This is a genomic window from Polynucleobacter asymbioticus QLW-P1DMWA-1, assembly GCF_000016345.1.
GTDB lineage: Bacteria > Pseudomonadota > Gammaproteobacteria > Burkholderiales > Burkholderiaceae > Polynucleobacter > Polynucleobacter asymbioticus.
In genome coordinates this window covers 1,954,336-1,969,231 of sequence record NC_009379.1, presented here as the reverse complement: position 1 = coordinate 1,969,231, position 14,896 = coordinate 1,954,336, and the positions used below count along the sequence as shown (strand labels likewise).

Annotated in this window: 15 protein-coding genes and 1 other RNA gene; 11 read left to right on the top strand and 5 right to left on the bottom strand. The window is 46.0% G+C overall.

The genetic code is table 11. The features are described from left to right. The first annotated feature begins 15 nt into the window (after positions 1 to 15). From aspS to rnpB, 6 genes are all read left to right on the top strand, one after another. A complete protein-coding gene (aspS, locus tag PNUC_RS09810; protein ID WP_011903727.1) occupies positions 16 to 1,815 on the top strand; it encodes an aspartate--tRNA ligase in 1,800 nt (599 codons plus the stop codon). Between the two features lie 31 nt (positions 1,816 to 1,846). Next, positions 1,847 to 2,305: a dihydroneopterin triphosphate diphosphatase gene (nudB, locus tag PNUC_RS09805; RefSeq protein WP_011903726.1), complete on the top strand. Its 459-nt coding sequence runs from the start codon at positions 1,847 to 1,849 to the stop codon at positions 2,303 to 2,305. Between the two features lie 9 nt (positions 2,306 to 2,314). Further along, positions 2,315 to 4,138 (top strand): ABCB family ABC transporter ATP-binding protein/permease, encoded by a 1,824-nt coding sequence (locus tag PNUC_RS09800; protein WP_011903725.1) that lies wholly within the window; start codon positions 2,315 to 2,317, stop codon positions 4,136 to 4,138. A 9-nt stretch (positions 4,139 to 4,147) separates the two neighbouring features. After that, a complete protein-coding gene (locus PNUC_RS09795) occupies positions 4,148 to 5,500 on the top strand; it encodes a glycerate kinase type-2 family protein (RefSeq protein WP_011903724.1) in 1,353 nt (450 codons plus the stop codon). Between the two features lies 1 nt (position 5,501). After that, positions 5,502 to 6,560, top strand: coding sequence for a dihydroorotase (gene pyrC, locus PNUC_RS09790; RefSeq protein WP_011903723.1), 1,059 nt, complete (start codon positions 5,502 to 5,504; stop codon positions 6,558 to 6,560). A gap of 57 nt (positions 6,561 to 6,617) precedes the next feature. Further along, an RNA gene (gene rnpB, locus PNUC_RS10840) (RNase P RNA component class A) lies at positions 6,618 to 6,924 on the top strand. Here rnpB and PNUC_RS09785 read toward each other — a convergent pair. After that, positions 6,925 to 7,347, bottom strand: a complete 423-nt coding sequence (locus tag PNUC_RS09785; RefSeq protein WP_011903722.1) for an OsmC family protein — start codon at positions 7,345 to 7,347, stop codon at positions 6,925 to 6,927. 409 nt (positions 7,348 to 7,756) lie between these two features. On the opposite strand from PNUC_RS09785, the gene rplM reads away from it, so the two are divergent. The 4 genes from rplM to erpA all read left to right on the top strand — a co-directional run bounded on the left by rplM (position 7,757) and on the right by erpA (position 10,210). Continuing rightward, positions 7,757 to 8,185, top strand: a complete 429-nt coding sequence (gene rplM / locus PNUC_RS09780; protein WP_011903721.1) for a 50S ribosomal protein L13 — start codon at positions 7,757 to 7,759, stop codon at positions 8,183 to 8,185. A 9-nt stretch (positions 8,186 to 8,194) separates the two neighbouring features. Next, on the top strand, positions 8,195 to 8,596 hold the full coding sequence (rpsI, locus tag PNUC_RS09775) for a 30S ribosomal protein S9 (RefSeq protein ID WP_011903720.1): 402 nt from the start codon (positions 8,195 to 8,197) through the stop codon (positions 8,594 to 8,596). 112 nt (positions 8,597 to 8,708) lie between these two features. Next, entirely contained in the window at positions 8,709 to 9,767 is a 1,059-nt protein-coding gene (gene argC / locus PNUC_RS09770; RefSeq protein ID WP_011903719.1) for an N-acetyl-gamma-glutamyl-phosphate reductase, read from the top strand. 68 nt (positions 9,768 to 9,835) lie between these two features. Beyond that, on the top strand, positions 9,836 to 10,210 hold the full coding sequence (erpA, locus tag PNUC_RS09765) for an iron-sulfur cluster insertion protein ErpA (RefSeq protein ID WP_011903718.1): 375 nt from the start codon (positions 9,836 to 9,838) through the stop codon (positions 10,208 to 10,210). A gap of 12 nt (positions 10,211 to 10,222) precedes the next feature. Here erpA and PNUC_RS09760 read toward each other — a convergent pair whose 3' ends face one another. Then, a complete protein-coding gene (locus PNUC_RS09760; protein WP_011903717.1) occupies positions 10,223 to 11,350 on the bottom strand; it encodes an anhydro-N-acetylmuramic acid kinase in 1,128 nt (375 codons plus the stop codon). 76 nt (positions 11,351 to 11,426) lie between these two features. Between PNUC_RS09760 and tyrS the strand changes: the two genes are divergently transcribed. Further along, the gene (gene tyrS, locus PNUC_RS09755) at positions 11,427 to 12,659 is read left to right on the top strand and encodes a tyrosine--tRNA ligase (RefSeq protein WP_011903716.1); all 1,233 of its coding nucleotides are present in this window, start codon (positions 11,427 to 11,429) and stop codon (positions 12,657 to 12,659) included. A 15-nt stretch (positions 12,660 to 12,674) separates the two neighbouring features. Here tyrS and ruvB read toward each other — a convergent pair whose 3' ends face one another. Genes ruvB through ruvC form a run of 3 tightly spaced genes read right to left on the bottom strand, consistent with a single transcriptional unit; the run spans position 12,675 to position 14,892 of the window. Further along, positions 12,675 to 13,745, bottom strand: coding sequence for a Holliday junction branch migration DNA helicase RuvB (gene ruvB / locus PNUC_RS09750; protein WP_011903715.1), 1,071 nt, complete (start codon positions 13,743 to 13,745; stop codon positions 12,675 to 12,677). Positions 13,746 to 13,762: 17 nt separating this feature from the next. After that, on the bottom strand, positions 13,763 to 14,344 hold the full coding sequence (gene ruvA, locus PNUC_RS09745) for a Holliday junction branch migration protein RuvA (RefSeq protein WP_011903714.1): 582 nt from the start codon (positions 14,342 to 14,344) through the stop codon (positions 13,763 to 13,765). A gap of 29 nt (positions 14,345 to 14,373) precedes the next feature. Next, complete coding sequence (gene ruvC / locus PNUC_RS09740) at positions 14,374 to 14,892, bottom strand: crossover junction endodeoxyribonuclease RuvC (protein WP_011903713.1); 519 nt, start codon at positions 14,890 to 14,892, stop codon at positions 14,374 to 14,376. Positions 14,893 to 14,896: the final 4 nt, after the last annotated feature.

Sequence of the window (14,896 nt, the reverse complement as noted above, 5' to 3'; positions counted from 1 at the left end):
TTATAGGAAATTGTTATGTCAATGCGTAGCCATACTTGCGGCCAAGTTACTGATTCTTTAATTGGTAAAGAGGTCACCCTCTCAGGATGGGTAAATCGTCGTCGTGACCATGGCGGGGTTATCTTTATTGACTTGCGTGACCGTGAAGGTTTTGTTCAAGTTGTTTGTGACCCAGATCGCCCTGAAATGTTTGCGCTCGCTGAGCAGGTTCGCAATGAATTTTGTATCCAGATCAAAGGACTTGTACGTGCCCGTCCAGCTGGAACTGAAAATAATGATTTAGTCAGCGGTAAAGTAGAAGTTCTTTGCCATGGCCTAGTCATTCTCAATGCATCTATAACACCCCCATTCCAAATTGATGATGAGAATTTGTCTGAAACCACTCGACTTACTCATCGCGTCTTAGACTTGCGTCGCCCCCAAATGCAAAAGAATTTACGCTTGCGTTACAACGTGGCAATGGAATGTCGTCGCTATTTAGATGATGCTGGCTTTATTGACATTGAAACCCCAATGCTCACTAAGAGCACACCAGAAGGTGCGCGTGACTACTTGGTACCATCACGTGTACATGATGGTCAGTTTTTTGCTTTGCCACAGTCTCCTCAGTTGTTTAAGCAATTACTCATGGTGGCAGGCTTTGATCGTTACTACCAAATTACGAAGTGTTTCCGTGACGAAGATTTACGCGCTGATCGTCAGCCTGAATTTACTCAGATCGACTGTGAAACTGCCTTTTTAAGCGAATTAGAGATTCGTGAGTTGTTTGAAAACATGATTCGTCATATCTTCAAAAAGACGATGAACGTTGAATTGCCGAATCCTTTCCCAACCATGCCTTATTCCGAAGGTATGGCACGTTTTGGCTCCGATAAACCAGACTTACGCGTGAACTTTGAGTTCACCGAATTAACGGATTTGATGAAAGACGTTGATTTCAAGGTGTTCTCAGGTGCAGCCAATCAAGACGGCGGCCGTGTAGTAGGATTGTGTGTGCCTGGCGGTGCTGGAATTAGCCGTAGCGAAATCGATGACTACACTCAGTTTGTCAGCATCTACGGAGCTAAAGGTTTAGCTTGGATCAAAGTGAACTCTGTCACTGAAGGCCGTAATGGTTTGCAGTCACCAATCGTGAAGAATTTACACGATGCAGCTATCGAAGGTATCTTAAAGCGTACTGGTGCAAAAGATGGCGATATTATTTTCTTCGGCGCCGATAAAGAAAAAGTAGTGAATGATGCAATCGGTAATTTGCGTTTGCGTATCGGTCACTCTGCTTGGGGTAAAGAGCATGGCCTCTTTACTGAAGGTTGGAAGCCATTGTGGGTGGTTGATTTCCCCATGTTTGATTACGATGAAGGCGAAGCCCGCTGGGTTGCCTGCCATCATCCATTCACCAGCCCTAAAGATGAGCACATGCAATATTTAGAGTCTGATCCTGGCAAGTGCTTAGCCAAAGCCTATGACATGGTCTTGAACGGGAGTGAAATCGGCGGCGGTTCTGTACGTATTCACCAAGAGGTTGTTCAAAGTCAGGTATTCCGCGCCCTGAAGATTGGCGCTGAAGAAGCCCAGGCTAAGTTTGGTTTCTTGCTCGATGCACTCCAATATGGTGCGCCTCCTCATGGCGGTATTGCTTTTGGTTTGGATCGCATTGTGACCATGATGACCGGTGCCGAATCTATTCGCGATGTGATTGCATTCCCTAAAACCCAACGTGCACAATGCTTGCTCACTCAAGCTCCAAGCTCTGTTGATGAGCGTCAATTGAAAGAGTTGCATATCCGTTTGCGCCAAGCTGCGCCGGCGGCTTAAAACAATTTAAGCAGCATTTCTTGGTGCTATCTTGAAAATCCCCATTTCGGTTTTAGTAGTTATCTACAAATCAAATGGGGATGTTTTATTAATAGAGCGCGCTGATAGGGCGCGATTTTGGCAATCAGTCACAGGTAGCCTAGATGCGCCTGATGAGGATTTGTCTGTTGCCGCAGCTCGAGAAGTCTTTGAAGAAACTGGCATTGATGTTGATCGATTACCTGATGGCGCATTAAGCAATATGCACCATCAAATTGAATATACGATTTACCCAGAGTGGCGTTTTCGTTATGCACCTGGAATTATTCACAATACCGAACATTGGTTTTCACTGCAAGTTCCTGATGACACCAGTATTAAGTTATCGCCAAGAGAACATGTATCCTATCAGTGGCTTCCCTATCAAGAGGCTAGTAAAAGATGTTTTTCACCGAGTAATGGTCAGGCCATTCAACAAGTGTTTTCAACGAACCCCACTAGAAGCGAATAAGATAGGACGATGAGACATTCATCGGGACATCACCACAGAAGTACTGATTCAAAAACACCTCAACGAGGTGATTGGCGGGTTATTCGCGATCTTCTGCCATACCTTTTGGAGTACCGCTTTAGAGTCATTATTGCGCTGAGCTGTTTGATTGCCGCTAAGGTTGTCAATCTCGGCATTCCGATTGTGATGAAAGAGTTGATTGACGCTTTGGATATCAAAGCAAGCTCACCACAAGCCCTTCTAGTCGTGCCTCTGGGCATTATTTTTGCCTATGGCTTATTAAGAATTTCTGCATCCCTCTTTACGGAGTTGCGTGAGGCCTTATTTGCCAAGGTTACCCAAAATGCAGTTCGTAAGGTAGCGCTTCAAGTTTTTGAACACTTGCATTCCTTAGCTCTAAGTTTTCATCTTGCGCGGCAGACGGGTGGTGTCAGTAGAGATATTGAGCGCGGAACACGTGGTATTCAGTCGCTGATCTCGTACTCGCTGTATAGCATCTTGCCCACCTTGATTGAGTTTTGTTTAGTACTAGGCTACTTCGCCTACTCCTATGACATTTGGTTTGCTGCAATTACTTTGGCAGCCTTGGTTCTATATATTGCTTTTACGATCGTGGTTACTGAATGGCGAACTCATTACCGTCGTACGATGAACGATATGGATTCAAAGGCGAATCAGAAAGCCATTGACTCCCTATTGAACTTTGAGACAGTAAAGTATTTTGGCAATGAGGCATTTGAAGCGGGACGTTACGATGAGAACTTATTGCGTTATCAAGCCGCAGCAGTCAAGTCGCAAAAGACCTTAGCGTTTTTGAATCTTGGACAGCAAATCATTATTGCGACTGGTTTAATGCTGATCCTGTGGCGCGCTACGGTAGGGGTAGTTAATGGAACAATGACCTTGGGCGACTTAGTTTTAGTGAATACCTTGATGATTCAGCTTTACATACCGCTCAATTTCTTGGGAGTGATTTATCGAGAAATTAAACAGTCATTGACTGACATGGATCGTATGTTCTCTTTATTAAATACCGATAAAGAAATTGCTGACTCTCCTGATGCAAAGTCACTCCAAATTCAAAATCGCGGCCATGGCCCAGATGTGCGGTTTGAGCATGTGTCATTTCACTACGAAGCTAAGCGTGAAATTCTTCGCGATATTAGTTTCAATATTCCGGCTGGCACCATTACTGCGGTTGTCGGTCAAAGCGGTGCTGGTAAAAGCACGCTGGCAAGATTGCTGTTTCGTTTTTATGATGTGCAGTCAGGAGAAATTCTGATTGACGGTCAAAATATCCAAGACGTCACTCAAGCTAGCTTGCGCAAAGCAATTGGCATCGTTCCGCAAGATACAGTTTTATTTAATGACACGATTGGCTATAACATCGCCTATGGTGATCCTTCAGCCACGATTGAAGAGGTACAAGAGGCGGCGAGAGCAGCTCAAATTGACGGCTTTATTAAGCGCTTACCAGATGGATACGACACACAGGTAGGTGAGAGGGGCTTGAAGCTCTCTGGAGGCGAGAAACAGCGCGTAGCCATTGCTAGAACACTGCTTAAAAAGCCAGCAATGTTGATATTTGATGAGGCTACTTCCGCTCTAGATTCCAAAACAGAGCGCGCTTTTCAGGAAGAGTTACTCAGTTTGGCCAAAAATCGGACCACACTCATCATTGCCCATCGCCTTTCAACAATTATTCATGCCGACCAAATTTTGGTCATGGAACATGGGCAGATTGTCGAGAGAGGAACCCACATGGAGCTTCTTGCCGCTCAAGGTAGGTACGCCGAGATGTGGCAAATGCAAGAACGCGCTACTCTTGATTAGAATAGCTTCATGACCCAAAACAGTACCCTGCTCTCTCAGATAGCAAGCAAAGAAGCGATTCTCAAAAACGCTTTTGCCGCTGCAGTAGCCGTTGCTGATCCACAAATCATCGTTCCCCAATATTTAGCAAAGATATTTCCAGTTGGGCAAGAGCCAACAGGAAAGTGCCTGGTAGTAGGCGCTGGAAAAGCCAGTGCATCCATGGCTAGTGCACTTGAGGCTTATGCAAAAACGCATTGGCCCCAAGTTAGGTTGGAGGGTGTGGTGCTTACGCGCTATGGCCATAACTCACCAACTAATTGCATCAAGATTGTTGAGGCAGGACATCCAGTGCCTGATCAGGCGGGGATGGATGGGGCAAAAGAAATTTTGGGATTAACAAATCAGCTCAAACAGGGTGATGTATTAATTGCCTTGGTATCTGGCGGAGGATCTAGTCTTCTTACATTACCTCAAGAGGGAATTTCGATTGAAGATATGCGCAGGACTACTGAAGCGCTCTTACGAAGTGGCGCACCCATTGAAGAAATGAATGTAGTACGCAAACATTTATCTGCTATCTTAGGCGGTAATTTAGCTAGAGTAGCTATTGAACGAGGTGCAAGGGTAGAGGCTTTACTGATTTCTGATGTCACGGGCGATTCACCAGCGGATATCGCAAGCGGACCTTGCGCTGCCGACTATTCCACCTATTTAGATGCACTCAATATCTTAGAAAAGTATCGATTAGATGAACAATCGATACCTGTATCGGTACTTAATCATCTCAAGCAAGGCCTGGCAGGGGAAAAGCCAGAAACCTTAAAAGATATTGATCTTGTAAGTGCGCAGGTGGCTAATCATGTCATCGCTACAGCCTATAAAAGCTTAGAGGCAGCTGCTGAGTATGTTCGTGCTCAGGGTTACGATCCCATTATTTTGGGCGATACGATTACTGGTGAGGCGCAAGAGGTAGGTATTGAGCAAGCTGCATTAGTGCGCAACTATCTTGCAAAGGGACTCAATACCCCAAAAGCCATCATCTCAGGCGGTGAATGCACTGTAACCATCCCAGGAGACATCAAAGGTAGAGGGGGTCGTTGTAGTGAATATTTACTCTCTCTCTTTGCTGCATCTAAAGATCTGCCTCACTTGTCTGCATTAGCTGCCGATACCGATGGAATTGATGGTAGCGAAAAGAATGCCGGAGCCTGGTTTGATGGCGTAGTTCGCCAATCTAGCCAGATAGCAGGTCTAGTACCAGACAAATTTTTATCACTGCATGATTGCTATGGCTTCTTTGCAGAATTGGCCGCTTTAGTAGAAACTGGCCCTACACTTACTAATGTGAATGATTTCCGCATCATCTTGCTAGAAAAATAATATGTCCAATGCTCCAACTCAAATTCAATTGATTCAGCCAGACGATTGGCATTTGCATATTCGTGACGGTGAAGTCATGAAGGATGTATTGGCAGATACTGCGCGCCAATTCGCACGCGCCATCATCATGCCTAATTTAAAGCCTCCAGTGACTACTGTAGATTTAGCTAAAGCATATCAAGCGCGCATACAAGAAAATCTCAAATCACTAGGTGTTTCTAGCTTTACACCGTTAATGACTTTGTATCTCACTGACAACACCTCTGCAGATGAGGTTCGTAAGGCGAAAGCTGCTGGAATTGCGGCATTCAAGTTATATCCCGCAGGCGCAACAACGAATAGTGATGCTGGGGTGAGCGATCTTCAGCATTGCCATCTGGCTTTAGAAGCAATGCAAGACGTTGGTATGCCGCTCTTAGTGCATGGTGAAGTAACGAGCCCTGAAATCGATATCTTTGATCGTGAAGCAGTATTTATCGATACAATATTAGAGCCTCTGCGCAAAAAATTGCCTGCACTCAAAATTGTTTTTGAACATATCACTACTAAGCAGGCTGCTCACTATGTGCGTGACGCAGCAACGGATGTTAAGAATACGATTGCAGCAACCATTACTCCACAACACTTGCTAATGAATCGCAACGCAATTTTTTCTGGCGGTATTCGTCCTCACAACTATTGTTTGCCTGTGCTTAAGCGTGAAGAGCATCGCATTGCTTTATTAGAGGCTGCTACTAGTGGTAACCCACGCTTCTTCTTAGGTACGGATAGTGCGCCACATGCCAAGGGTGCAAAGGAGGCTGCTTGCGGTTGTGCGGGTTGCTACAGCGCGTTTAATGCATTGGGTTTATATGCTGAAGCATTTGAGAGTATCGGTAAGTTAGATAAGCTTGAAGGCTTTGCCAGTTTTTTTGGGCCAGATTTTTATTCGCTGCCACGTAATAGCAAAAAAATTACATTAGCAAAGCAAGTTCAAAATATTCCAAATGAATTGCCGCTCGGTGATGACACCATTGTTCCGCTGCGTGCTGGCGAAACCATTGCTTGGTCTTTGGTTTAAAGCTCAAATTAGATCCTTCTTCACTAATTTGCTCTGACTGCGGTAGACTGCAGGCGCAGAGTCAATTGGGCAATCGCCGCCTCTTTATTGAGGGGGAGGAAAGTCCGGACTCCATAGGGTAGGGTGATGGCTAACGGCCATCCACGGTGACGTGAGGAATAGGGCCACAGAGACGAGCGTATTTAGTTACGGTGAAACGCGGTAACCTCCACCTGGAGCAATCCCAAGTATGCAGACGATGAGGCGTCCCGCTGAGTCTGCGGGTAGGGAGCTTGAGCCGTCAGGTAACTGACGGCCTAGAGGAATGATTGCCCCTAGATGCAAATCTAGGCGACAGAATCCGGCTTATCGATTGACTCTGCACTTATTCCGCAATGACTTCGACGCTGTAAGTTAGTTCTGCAGTTTTAGCCAACATGGTTGTCGCTGAGCAATATTTTTCATGTGAGAGCTTTACGGCGCGATCTACCTTTGCCTGATCCAAGTCTTTTCCTTTGACCGTAAAGTGCAAATTGATCTTAGTGAAGACTTTAGGGTCTTCTGTAGCTCGCTCAGCTTGGAGGACCACTTCACAGCCACTAATGGCCTGACGGGCCCTTTGTAGGATTAAAACCACATCAAATGCAGAGCAACCGCCGGCACCCGCTAAAAGCAGCTCCATTGGCCTTGGAGCAAGGTTTCTGCCGCCAGCTTCAGGGGCACCATCCATGTTTACAAGGTGGCCACTGCCTGTTTCTGCAGAAAAAGCCATCCCGTCATTACCTAACCAACTTACTCGACATTCCATTATTAGTGACCCCTAACTTACTAAATTAATCAATATTATCAATAGTTTACCTATTTTTTGGGAAATCAAGTTGCTGCAGAGCAACATAAAAATCTTGATTTTGGTCAATTTTCTTGCATTGCACCATGCATATGGATACAATAACCATATTGGTAGTCAGTCTTATACAAGACTGCGACTTACCTCCCAGTGTCTCCTCCACCCAAACATAGGTGGATTCCAACCCAGGACTCGTTCCTGGGTTTTTTTTGGGTTACAATTCAAGGCTTTACTGAATTACCGAGCCGGTCAGCGGTAATTTGTTGTACCAGTTAAATTGCAGAATCTGCGAGCTTGCAAACATAAGCAGGGCCAAGGTGGACGTAGTTTGGTTGGGGTAATTTTTTTGACTATAACAATTTGAGAAATCATGAAAACTTTTTCTGCAAAATCCCATGAGGTAGTGCATGAATGGTTCGTGATTGACGCTACGGACAAAGTCCTCGGTCGTGTCGCCAGTGAAGTGGCACTCCGTCTACGCGGCAAGCACAAGCCTGAATACACCCCACACGTTGATACTGGCGACTTTATTGTTGTCATCAATTCTTCTAAGCTCCGTGTCACAGGCACAAAAGGCTTGAACAAAATTTATTACCGTCACAGCGGATACCCAGGTGGTATTAGCTCGACTAACTTCGATAAGATGCAAGACCGTTTCCCGGGCCGCGCTTTAGAGAAGGCTGTCAAAGGTATGTTGCCAAAAGGCCCACTAGGCTATGCCATGATTAAGAAATTAAAAGTCTACGGCGACGCCAATCATCCGCATGCGGCTCAACAGCCAAAAGCGTTAGAGATTTAAGGAAACCAAATGGCTATTAATTACGGAAATTGGAATTACGGTACTGGTCGTCGCAAGAGTTCTGTTGCGCGCGTATTCATTAAATCTGGCAAGGGCGACATTATTGTTAATGGCAAGCCTATCGATGCTTATTTTGCTCGTGAAACATCACGCATGATCGCTCGTCAGCCTTTGGCTCTCACGGCCCACTTAACGACCTTTGATATCAAAGTAAACGTTTCTGGTGGCGGTGAAACTGGCCAAGCTGGTGCAGTTCGTCACGGCGTTACGCGTGCATTGATCGACTACGACAACGCGTTGAAGCCAACCCTGTCTAAAGCAGGTTTGGTAACTCGCGATGCTCGTGAAGTTGAGCGTAAAAAAGTTGGTCTGCATGGCGCGCGTCGTCGTAAGCAGTTCAGCAAGCGCTAATTCTTTCAGTCGCTTAAGTTTTATCGAAAGGGTCGCGCAAGCGGCCCTTTTTGTTTCTACAATCTAGGTATTAAAGAAATAAAATTCATCAGTCGGTATTTTGGAGAATGGCATGATTAAAGTTGGCATCGTTGGCGGTACTGGTTACACCGGAGTGGAGTTGTTGCGTCTGTTAGCGCAGCATCCTGAGGTAGAGCTCACTGCAATTACATCTCGCACAGAAGCTGGTATGCCAGTAGCTGAGATGTTTCCATCTTTACGCGGTCGTGTTGCTCTGAAATTTACAACCCCAGATGAAGCAAAGCTAAATGAATGTGATGTGGTGTTCTTTGCAACTCCTCATGGCGTTGCGATGGCACAAGCAAAAGAGCTGCTTGCTAACGGTGTGAAGGTTTTGGATCTGGCTGCAGACTTTCGCTTGAAAGATGTTAAAGAGTTTGCCAAGTGGTATGGCATGGAACATAACTGCCCAGAAATTTTGGCTGAAGCTGTTTATGGTTTGCCAGAAATTAATCGTGATGCGATTAAAAAAGCCCGGGTGGTTGGGTTAGCGGGTTGCTATCCAACCTCAGTTCAGCTGGGTCTTGCACCTTTGCTCTCACCAAAATCCACTGGTGGCAAACACCTTATTGATGGCACTCATATTATTTCGGACTCCAAGTCAGGTACCTCTGGCGCTGGACGCAAGGCTGAAATTGGTACTTTGTTATCTGAGGCAAGCGATAACTTTAAAGCCTATAGCGTTAAAGGACATCGCCACCTACCTGAGATCGAGCAGGGCTTGAAGGCTATTGCTGGTCATGATCAGATCGGTTTAACTTTTGTACCCCATTTAACGCCGATGATTAGAGGGATTCATTCGACGCTGTATGTGCGTTTGACTGAGGCTGGCAAAGATGTTGATTACCAAAAATTGTATGAAAACTTCTACAAGGATGAACCTTTTGTCGATGTGATGCCTGCAGGTAGTCATCCAGAAACACGTTCTGTACGTGGTAGCAATGGCATTCGGATTGCAATCCATCGCCCAGGCGGTGGTGATACTTTGGTGATTTTGGTGGTTGAAGACAACCTGGTAAAGGGCGCTTCAGGCCAAGGCGTGCAGTGCATGAACCTCATGTTTGGCTTGCCCGAGACTACTGGCCTTACCCAGATTGCTGTTTCGCCATAATGACCCTTCAGCAAACTGGACATTAAAAGCCTAAAATAAGACATACCCATTTGATTTAGGAGTGAATCATGACCGAATTAGCTACACAACCTGCACAAGACTTAGCTGAGCCACCAATCCCATTGGTGTTCACGGACAACGCTGCTGCAAAAGTGGCTGACTTGATTGCAGAAGAAGGCAATCCTGAATTGAAATTACGCGTATTCGTTCAAGGCGGCGGTTGCTCGGGTTTCCAATACGGCTTTACATTTGACGATGCCGTGAATGAAGACGACACACTCTTTGAAAAGAATGGTGTTACTTTGTTAGTCGATTCAATGAGCTTCCAATATTTAGTTGGCGCTGAAATTGATTACAAAGAAGACATCAACGGCTCACAGTTTGTGATTAAGAATCCCAATGCAACCACCACTTGCGGTTGCGGATCTTCTTTCTCGGCTTAGGTCATTTAAAAACTAAGCAGGATAGCAAGCGCCTAGAATTCTAGGACCCTTCGCTCCCGTAACGGCTGGCAAATTTGCTGGCCGTTTTTCTTTATGGGCCCATGCAAGCCATGCAAATGCAAGACCTTCAACCAATTGCGGATCAATACCAGCAGCGTCACTGGTAATAATTTCTAGGGGTTTTTTGAAGAAATGCGCTGCTTTCGCTTTAAATAAATTCATCAAGGCATAATTTCTTGCGCCACCGCCACAGACAATCAGCTTCTGGGTTAGCGGGGAATGACGCACTAAAGCATCTAATGCTGAGTGCGCAGTCAAATGCAGCAACGTTGCTTGCACATCTTCGGAAAGATAATTTTCATTCCCCATTTTTTCATGCAACCAATGAAGATGAAAGTCATCCCTACCAGTACTCTTAGGTGGGGTTTTAGAAAAGAATGGATCGCTCAACATCTTTGAAAGTAATGCTTCGTTTGCTTTGCCTTGTAATGCCCAGGCACCATTCTCATCAAAAGCATTTCCTTGATGTTCGTGTATCCATGCATCCATCAGCATATTTCCAGGACCACAATCAAAGCCAGTAACTTCACCATTCTTTGGTAATAGGGTGAGATTAGCAATGCCACCGATATTGAGAATAGCTAGATTTTTATCTTCTATAAATTGCTGCGCATGAAAGGCTGGAACTAATGGGGCACCATGCCCGCCCGCAGCTAAATCCCGACTTCTGAAATCTGCAATGACATCAATACCAGTTTTTTCTGCCAAGAGAGCTGGGTTGAGTGTTTGATGTGTGTAAGCCATGTCACCAAGGTGTGGTTGGTGACGAATAGTCTGACCATGCGCCCCAATCGCGGTGATATCAGAGGATTGGAGTTTGGTTTTGTTTAGTAATTGCATAACAGCTTCTGCGTAGGCTAAGGCCAAGGCATTGCCTGCCTGCTTTTCCCGATGGAGCTCATTTGGACCAGGGCTTTGGAGCTCAAATAAGGCCTTACGGAGCTCAGCCGCGAAAGGGGTGCTGACAGCTTCTACTGCAGTTGCCTCGCCATTAGACCCAATCTTGGCTAGAACAGCATCTATCCCATCTAGGCTGGTACCAGACATTAGACCGATATAGAAGGATTGGGGTTTGATCATGTGGCTCTCAGGAATGCGACAATTATGCTTTAGCAATTTAACTACTAATTTAACTGAATCAGCACCCCGAATCAGCATGACGGCTAAACCAGAACAAAAATATCCCTTGACCCCCGAAGTCTTTGCGGCGCTCGAAGTCACCAAACGTGGCTGTGATGAGCTATTGGTTGAGGCTGACTGGGTGCAGAAGTTAGCTCGTAGCCAAGCTACTAAGACTCCTTTGCGGATTAAATTGGGCTTAGACCCTACAGCCCCTGATATTCATTTAGGTCATACAGTCGTTCTGAATAAATTGCGCCAGTTACAAGATTTAGGCCATACCGTTATTTTTTTGATTGGTGACTTCACTAGCATGATTGGTGATCCATCGGGTCGTAACGCTACGCGCCCTCCATTGACTGCTGAAGAAATCGCCGTCAATGCTGAAACTTACTATCGTCAAGCAAGTATGGTGCTTGACCCTTCTAAAACAGAAGTGCGCTACAACAGCGAATGGTCTGATCCCTTGGGGGCTCGTGGCATGATTCAGTTAGCTGCCAAACATACCGTTGCTCGCATGCTCGAGCGCGATGACTTTACCAAACGTTATCGCAGTGGCGTTCCGATCTCCATTCATGAGTTTTTATATCCACTCATGCAAGGTTATGACTCTGTTGCACTCAAGAGCGATTTAGAGCTTGGCGGCACAGATCAAAAATTTAACCTCTTAGTTGGACGCGAACTCCAGCGTGAACATGGGCAAGAGCCTCAATGTATCTTGACTATGCCACTCCTCGTTGGCTTGGACGGTGTTGAGAAAATGAGCAAGTCCAAAGGGAATTACATTGGCATCAGTGAGCCTGCTGGCGACATGTTTGGAAAGCTCTTGAGTATTTCGGACGATTTGATGTGGGATTACTTCACATTGCTGTCATTCCGTCCGATGTCTGAAATCGATCTCATGAAACAAGAAGTAGCTGCTGGACGTAATCCAAAAGATTGCAAAGTACTGCTCGCCCAAGAAATCGTAGCGCGCTTTCATTCACAAGCTGCAGCAGAAAAAGCTTTAGAAGACTTTAATCATCGCGCTAAGGGTGGGGTTCCTGATGACATTCCAGAAGTAAATCTTTCTGGTGCTCCAATGGGAATTGCTAGTCTTCTGAAAGCAGCTGGATTAGCTCCATCAACATCAGAAGCGATGCGTAACATCGAGCAAAACGGTGTGAAGATTGATGGTGTGACGATCGCTGATAAGCAATTAAAGATTGAAACTGGAGCTTATGTAGTGCAAGTTGGTAAACGCAAGTTTGCGAAAGTGACGCTGAGCTAAGCTGCTGCGATCCGCTTAGATTTCTAGGCTGCCAACTCCGCTAGGTGGCGTTAAGCCAAAGTGCTCATATGCCTGACGGGTCGCTACTCGGCCGCGTGAGGTTCGCTGTAGATAGCCTTGCTGAATGAGGTAGGGCTCTAGAACATCTTCAATGGTATCGCGCTCCTCGCCAATTGCTGCAGCGAGATTATCGATGCCAACTGGACCACCATCAAACTTGTGCAAGATAGCTTCAAGTAATTTTCTATCCATGACATCAAAACCGCTTGGGTCTACATCGAGCATTTTTAGGGCAGCATCAGCCATGGCTTTGGTAATAGTGCCAGTACCCTTTACTTCTGCATAGTCACGCACACGACGTAACAGGCGGTTTGCAATTCGAGGGGTGCCACGCGCACGCTTAGCAATCTCTATCGATCCTTCTGGATCAATGCTTGCTTTTAATAAGCTGGCTGAACGAGTAATAATTTTGGTGAGCTCTTCTGTTGTATAGAACTCAAGTCGCGCGACAATACCAAAGCGATCACGCAATGGATTAGTGAGCATGCCAGCGCGTGTTGTGGCGCCGATTAAAGTAAAGGGCTTAAGATCAATCTTCACGCTACGTGCAGCAGGGCCTTCACCAATCATGATGTCCAGACTGTAGTCCTCTAGTGCAGGGTAGAGAATCTCTTCTACAACTGGAGAGAGGCGATGAATTTCATCGATAAACAGAACATCATTGGTCTCTAGGTTTGTAAGTAAGGCGGCCAGGTCGCCCGGTCTATCAAGGACAGGACCACTTGTTTGACGCAGATTAACACCTAGCTCTCTAGCAATAATATGAGCAAGGGTTGTCTTACCAAGACCTGGAGGTCCAAACAAAAGAACATGATCCAAAGCTTCTTGACGTGCTCTTGTGGCGCTGATGAAAATTTCTAATTGGGCGCGTGCTTTGGTTTGACCAACATACTCATCGAGTTGTTTCGGGCGAAGGGCTCTTTCAAAAACAGCCTCGGTATTACCAGCTGCCCCGCTGACGATGCGGTCATTACCTTCCGGTAAATCTTCTGGAATAGAGCTGAGGTCGTCTGTATGAATTGCCATGCTAAGAGTTTAGTGCTTTAAGGCTTAGATAGATACTTTAGACCCATCCGAATTCCATCGGAAACACTAGTCTCTGGTGGGATTTGCTTCAGCGCTAAAAGCGCTTCTTTTTCGGAGTAACCTAATGATAAAAGCGCTTGCAATACTTCACTAGTTGCTTCAATGGCTTGTGGTTTGCCACCCGTAATACCAAGATCTGGTGCCAGTTTGCCTTTAAGCTCCAAGCAAAGGCGCTCAGCAGTTTTTTTGCCAATCCCAGGCACTTGCGTGAGTCGACCAGCTTCTTGCAAGGCAATTGCTTGAGCCAATTCGTTCACGCTCATGCCAGAGAGAACTGCAAGAGCGGTACGTGAGCCCACCCCACTAATTTTAATTAACTGCCTGAATGCTTCACGCTCAATCTCGGTAGCAAAGCCAAAAAGCTGTTGCGCATCCTCACGTACTTGAAAGTGGGTGAGCAGGGTAATTTTTTGATTTACTTCAGGTAGCTGATACAAAGTGCTCATGGGCACATCGATTTCATAACCAACGCCCTGGCAATCCACCAATAGACGAGGAGGATGAACTGAAACGAGAGTACCTTGAATGCGACCAATCATGTAGTGATCTTAACCTGTGATGTGTATTTTTACTTGCTGCGTTTCTTGGAGGCTAATGCCGAGGTAATTGCTTTTGGTATTTGTGAATGGTGCGCGGCGCAAATAGCCACACCTAATGCGTCCGAAGCATCCGTTCCTGGGGCGCGACTCAGTCGGAGTAGGCGTTTTACCATTTCTTGGACTTGCGGTTTGGCTGCGCGGCCAGTTCCTACAATCGCTTGCTTCACTCTCAAGGCACTGTATTCAGCAACCGGTAGTTTTTCTGAGACAAGGGCTGCGATTACTGCCCCCCGGGCTTGTCCAAGCATCAGGGTTGAGCGTGGATTGACGTTTAAGAAAACTTCTTCAATTGCAGCTTGCTCTGGTCGATAGGTTTCTAGAACTTCTTTAACGCCGGCATAGAGAGCGCCGAGACGCTCTGGCAAGCCTTTGGCAGGATCGCCACTTTCAATCGTCCCTGAAGCTACGTAAGTCAGTTTTTGGCCATCGACATCAATGACGCCAAAGCCAGTAATACGCAATCCCGGGTCGATTCCAATCCACCGCATAGTT

Excerpts from the sequence above, each read along its gene's own strand:
- ruvB (WP_011903715.1), bottom strand. The coding sequence starts at position 13,745 with ATGGCAATTCATACAGACGACCTCAGCTCTATTCCAGAAGATTTACCG.
- erpA (WP_011903718.1), top strand. The coding sequence starts at position 9,836 with ATGACCGAATTAGCTACACAACCTGCACAAGACTTAGCTGAGCCACCA.
- PNUC_RS09785 (WP_011903722.1), bottom strand. The coding sequence starts at position 7,347 with ATGGAATGTCGAGTAAGTTGGTTAGGTAATGACGGGATGGCTTTTTCT.
- aspS (WP_011903727.1), top strand. The coding sequence starts at position 16 with ATGTCAATGCGTAGCCATACTTGCGGCCAAGTTACTGATTCTTTAATT.
- rplM (WP_011903721.1), top strand. The coding sequence starts at position 7,757 with ATGAAAACTTTTTCTGCAAAATCCCATGAGGTAGTGCATGAATGGTTC.
- ruvC (WP_011903713.1), bottom strand. The coding sequence starts at position 14,892 with ATGCGGTGGATTGGAATCGACCCGGGATTGCGTATTACTGGCTTTGGC.
- ruvA (WP_011903714.1), bottom strand. The coding sequence starts at position 14,344 with ATGATTGGTCGCATTCAAGGTACTCTCGTTTCAGTTCATCCTCCTCGT.
- PNUC_RS09800 (WP_011903725.1), top strand. The coding sequence starts at position 2,315 with ATGAGACATTCATCGGGACATCACCACAGAAGTACTGATTCAAAAACA.
- PNUC_RS09760 (WP_011903717.1), bottom strand. The coding sequence starts at position 11,350 with ATGATCAAACCCCAATCCTTCTATATCGGTCTAATGTCTGGTACCAGC.
- tyrS (WP_011903716.1), top strand. The coding sequence starts at position 11,427 with ATGACGGCTAAACCAGAACAAAAATATCCCTTGACCCCCGAAGTCTTT.
- pyrC (WP_011903723.1), top strand. The coding sequence starts at position 5,502 with ATGTCCAATGCTCCAACTCAAATTCAATTGATTCAGCCAGACGATTGG.
- argC (WP_011903719.1), top strand. The coding sequence starts at position 8,709 with ATGATTAAAGTTGGCATCGTTGGCGGTACTGGTTACACCGGAGTGGAG.
- rpsI (WP_011903720.1), top strand. The coding sequence starts at position 8,195 with ATGGCTATTAATTACGGAAATTGGAATTACGGTACTGGTCGTCGCAAG.
- PNUC_RS09795 (WP_011903724.1), top strand. The coding sequence starts at position 4,148 with ATGACCCAAAACAGTACCCTGCTCTCTCAGATAGCAAGCAAAGAAGCG.